The organism is Immundisolibacter sp., from assembly GCF_028696615.1.
In the GTDB taxonomy this organism is placed as follows: Bacteria; Pseudomonadota; Gammaproteobacteria; order Immundisolibacterales; family Immundisolibacteraceae; genus Immundisolibacter.
Genome location: NZ_JAQVGQ010000240.1, coordinates 1 through 3,659, shown reverse-complemented (window position 1 = coordinate 3,659; position 3,659 = coordinate 1). Strand labels below are relative to the sequence as shown.

Here is a 3,659-nt window from a genome sequence, read left to right as displayed (position 1 = left end):
CGAGCGCATCGGGCGGGATGTAGAGGTCTTCCGGCAGGCGCGTCAGCGGCGCGCCGTGCACCCGCGCCAGCGGCAGTTCCTGCTGGGCGGGCTCTGCGCCGGCGGTCATGGCGCTCAGCGGTAGCCCAGCCCCATCGCCTGGCGCACCACATCCAGCGTCTCGCGCGCCACCTCGCGCGCCTGCTCGCAGCCGCCGGCGATCAGTTCGCGCACCAGGCCGGGGTCGTCCTCGAACGGCCGGGCACGCTCGCGGAACTGGGCGAGCTCAGCCTGCACGGCGTCGATGAGCGGCTTTTTGCAGTCCAGGCAGCCGATGCCGGCGCTGCGGCAACCGTCCTGCACCCACTCGCGCCGGGCTTGGTCCGAGTACACCTGGTGCAGCGCCCACACCGGACATTTGTCGGGATCGCCGGGGTCGCTGCGGCGCACGCGGGCGGGGTCGGTGGGCATGGTGCGCATCTTTTGCGCCACCGCGTCCGGGTCTTCGCGCAGGCCGATGGCGTTGCCGTAGGACTTCGACATCTTGCGCCCGTCCAGGCCCGGCATCTTGGCGGTTTCGGTCAGCAGCGGTCGCGGCTCGGGCAGCACGATGATGCCGGAACCCTCCAGGTAGCCCAGCAGGCGCTCGCGGTCGCCGATGCTGATGTTGGCCTGGCCGCGGACCAGCGCCTGCGCCACGGCCAGCGCTTCCTGGTCACCGCGTTCCTGGTAGGCGCGGCGGTTGTCCTCGTACAGCTGCGCCTGCTTTTTGCCCATCTTGCGCAGCGCCGCCTGCACCTTGGTCTCGAAGTCCGGCTCGCGCCCGTACAGGTGATTGAAGCGCCGCGCCACCTCGCGCGTGAGTTCGAGGTGCGCCACCTGATCCTCGCCCACCGGCACCAGCGTGGCCTTGTAGATGAGGATGTCGGCGCTCTGCAGCAGCGGGTAGCCGAGAAAGCCGTAGGTGGCCAGGTCCCGCTCGCGCAGTTGTTCCTGCTGTTCTTTGTAGGTGGGCACGCGCTCGAGCCAGCCCAGCGGCGTGATCATCGACAGCAGCAGGTGCAGCTCGGCGTGCTCGGGCACGCGCGACTGCACGAACAGCACCGCGCTGCCGGGGTCGACGCCGGCCGCCAGCCAGTCGACGATCATGTCCTGCGTGTGCTCGGCCACGCGCTGCGGGTTTTCGTACTCGGTGGTCAGCGCGTGCCAGTCGGCGGCGAAGAAAAAGCAGCGGTGCTGGTGCTGCAGCTGCACCCAGTTCTTGAGCACGCCATGGTAGTGCCCAAGGTGCAGGCGCCCGGTCGGGCGCATGCCGGACAAGACCCGTTCGTCGGTGTTCAAGCAGACCCTCCCAGGCCGACCAGCGTCAATAGTAGTTCGTTGCACAAGCCGATGGCCGGCTGCAGCAGCCGGCCGAGCAGGCCGCTGGTGAGCAGCAGCAGCACGATCAGGAAGCCGTACGGCTCGATGGCCGCAAAGCGCGCCGCCTGGCGCATCGGCAGCAGGCCGGTCAGCACCCGCCCGCCGTCGAGCGGCGGCACCGGCACCAGGTTCAGCACCATCAGCACCAGGTTGATGGCGATGCCGGCCTGGGCCATGAAAAACAACGGCTGCGCCGCCCACGGCAGCGTTTGCAACAGGCTGACCGCAAGGCGCAGCAGCAGAGCCCAGCCGAACGCCATCAGCAGGTTCGACAGCGGCCCCGCGGCGGCCACGATGGCCATGTCGCGCTTGGGGTTGTCGAGGTTCCGGTAGTCGACCGGCACCGGCTTGGCCCAGCCGAACAGAAACCCGCCCAGCAGCAGCATCACCAGCGGTACCAGTACCGTGCCGACCGGGTCGACGTGCTTGAGCGGGTTCAGCGTCAGGCGGCCCATCATCTGCGCCGTGCGGTCACCCAGGCGGCGGGCCACGTAACCGTGCGCCACCTCGTGCACGGTGATGGCGAACAGCACCGGCAATGCCCAGATGGCGATTTTCTGCGGCAGCGAGAAATCGAGCATGGTGTGGCCGCCTCCGGCGGCCGGCCTCAGAGTTTGTGGAGAAATGCGCGTCTTGCGCCTTTCTCGCGTCGCCCACCCGGCCATCCCTGGCCGGCCTCGGAGCTTGAAAAATTCACAAGCTCTCAGAGTTTGTGAAGAAATGCGCGTCCTGCGCATTTCTTGCGTCGCCCGTCCGGTACACGCCCGGACGGGCTCCCGCGAATCAAGCCCTTACGGGCTCGCTTCGCGTCCGGCCATCCCTGGCCGGGCTGAGCGCTTGAAAAATTCACAAGCTCTCAGTGCCCCTCGTAGCGGCCCGGCCGTTTTTCGAAGAAGGCCGCGAGTGCCTCGGCGTGGTCGGCGGTGCCGTGGCAGGCCGCCTGCAACGCGGCGCAGTAGTCGAGAAAGTTTTTGAGGTCCATGGCCTGGCCGGCGCGCAGCAGGCGTTTGGCCAGGCGCAGCGCCTGCGGCGGCTTGGCGGCGATCTGCCGGGCGAGTTCCCGGGCGTGGCCCATGAGGTCCGACGGCGGCAGCACCTCGAGCACGATGCCCAGGCGCAGCGCCTCGTCGGCATCCACCAGGCGGCCGGTGAAGGTGAGCTCGGCCGCCCGCTGGTGGCCGAGCGCGCGCGGCAGGAACCAAGCGCCGCCGTCGCCGGGGATGATGCCGAGGTTCAGGAAGGTTTCGCCAAAGCGCGCGTTGCTGGACGCCAGGCGCAGGTCGCACATCATGGCGACATCGAAGCCGGCACCGACCGCGGCGCCGTTGACGGCCGCGATCACCGGCACCTCCAGCTCATACAGCGCCAGCGGAATGCGCTGGATGCCGAGCCGGTAGGCTTGCTGGATGTCCATGGCGCTGCCACCGAACAGCCCTTCCTTGGCCTGCATCTTCTTGACGTTGCCGCCGGACGAGAACGCCTCGCCGGCGCCGGTGATGATCAGCACCGAAATGTCCGGCCGCGCCGGGATGGCCGACAGTACCGACACGATCTCGTCGATCATCGCCTCGTCGCTGATGGCGTTGCGCGTTTCCGGCTGGTTGAAGGTGAGCGTGGCGATGCGGTCGGCCACCTCGAAGATGACGTGCTGGTAGCTCATGACAGGTCCGGGGGTGGAGGTCAGAGCGCGCAGCGGCCGGCGTCGATCACGTGCGCGGCGATGCGCTGACGCAGCGTGAGCAGGTCGGCCGCCGGGCGCGTGACGACCGGGGCGGCGATGCCAAGGTGCGTGGCCGCTTCGGCGGCGAGCTGCGCCACCTGCGCGGCGGCCTGCGCCAGCACCAGCAGGGCGACGTCGTCATGCACCGGCTGGCGGCGCGGATGACGCGCCACGCGCAGCGCGGTCGATTCGGCCAGATAAAGGGCCGTCATCATGTCCGCCAGGTGCGCCATCAGTTCCTGGTCGGCATCGAAGCCCTTGCCGCTGCCGTGCCGCTCGAGTGCGGCATTGAAGCAGGCCGCGTGCGCCGCCTTCATGCTGGATAGCGGATCGGCGCTGCCGTGGCCGAGCACGAGCTCGCCGGTGGTGAGCTTTTTGAGCAGCGTGCGCGGCATGACGATACGGTTGATTTCGTTGGTGCCCTCGTAGATGCGGGCGATGCGCGCATCGCGCAGGTACTTGGCGGCCGGGTATTCCTCGAGGAAGCCGTAGCCGCCGAACATCTGCAGCGCCTCGTCGGCAACGCGCCACAGTAGCT

4 protein-coding genes are annotated in these 3,659 nt (G+C 68.8%); all 4 read right to left on the bottom strand.

The features are described from left to right. Window positions 1-114 precede the first annotated feature (114 nt). Window positions 115-1,320, bottom strand: coding sequence for a tryptophan--tRNA ligase (locus PHC73_RS12455; protein ID WP_300128772.1), 1,206 nt, complete (start codon window positions 1,318-1,320; stop codon window positions 115-117). Further along, entirely contained in the window at window positions 1,317-1,982 is a 666-nt protein-coding gene (locus PHC73_RS12450; protein WP_300128769.1) for a site-2 protease family protein, read from the bottom strand. Before PHC73_RS12450 ends, PHC73_RS12455 begins: the two co-directional genes overlap by 4 nt. Window positions 1,983-2,257: 275 nt before the next feature. Next, window positions 2,258-3,061 (bottom strand): crotonase/enoyl-CoA hydratase family protein, encoded by an 804-nt coding sequence (locus tag PHC73_RS12445; protein WP_300128766.1) that lies wholly within the window; start codon window positions 3,059-3,061, stop codon window positions 2,258-2,260. A gap of 20 nt (window positions 3,062-3,081) precedes the next feature. After that, a partial coding sequence (locus PHC73_RS12440; RefSeq protein ID WP_300128763.1) for an acyl-CoA dehydrogenase family protein occupies window positions 3,082-3,659 on the bottom strand: 578 nt, incomplete at its 5' end.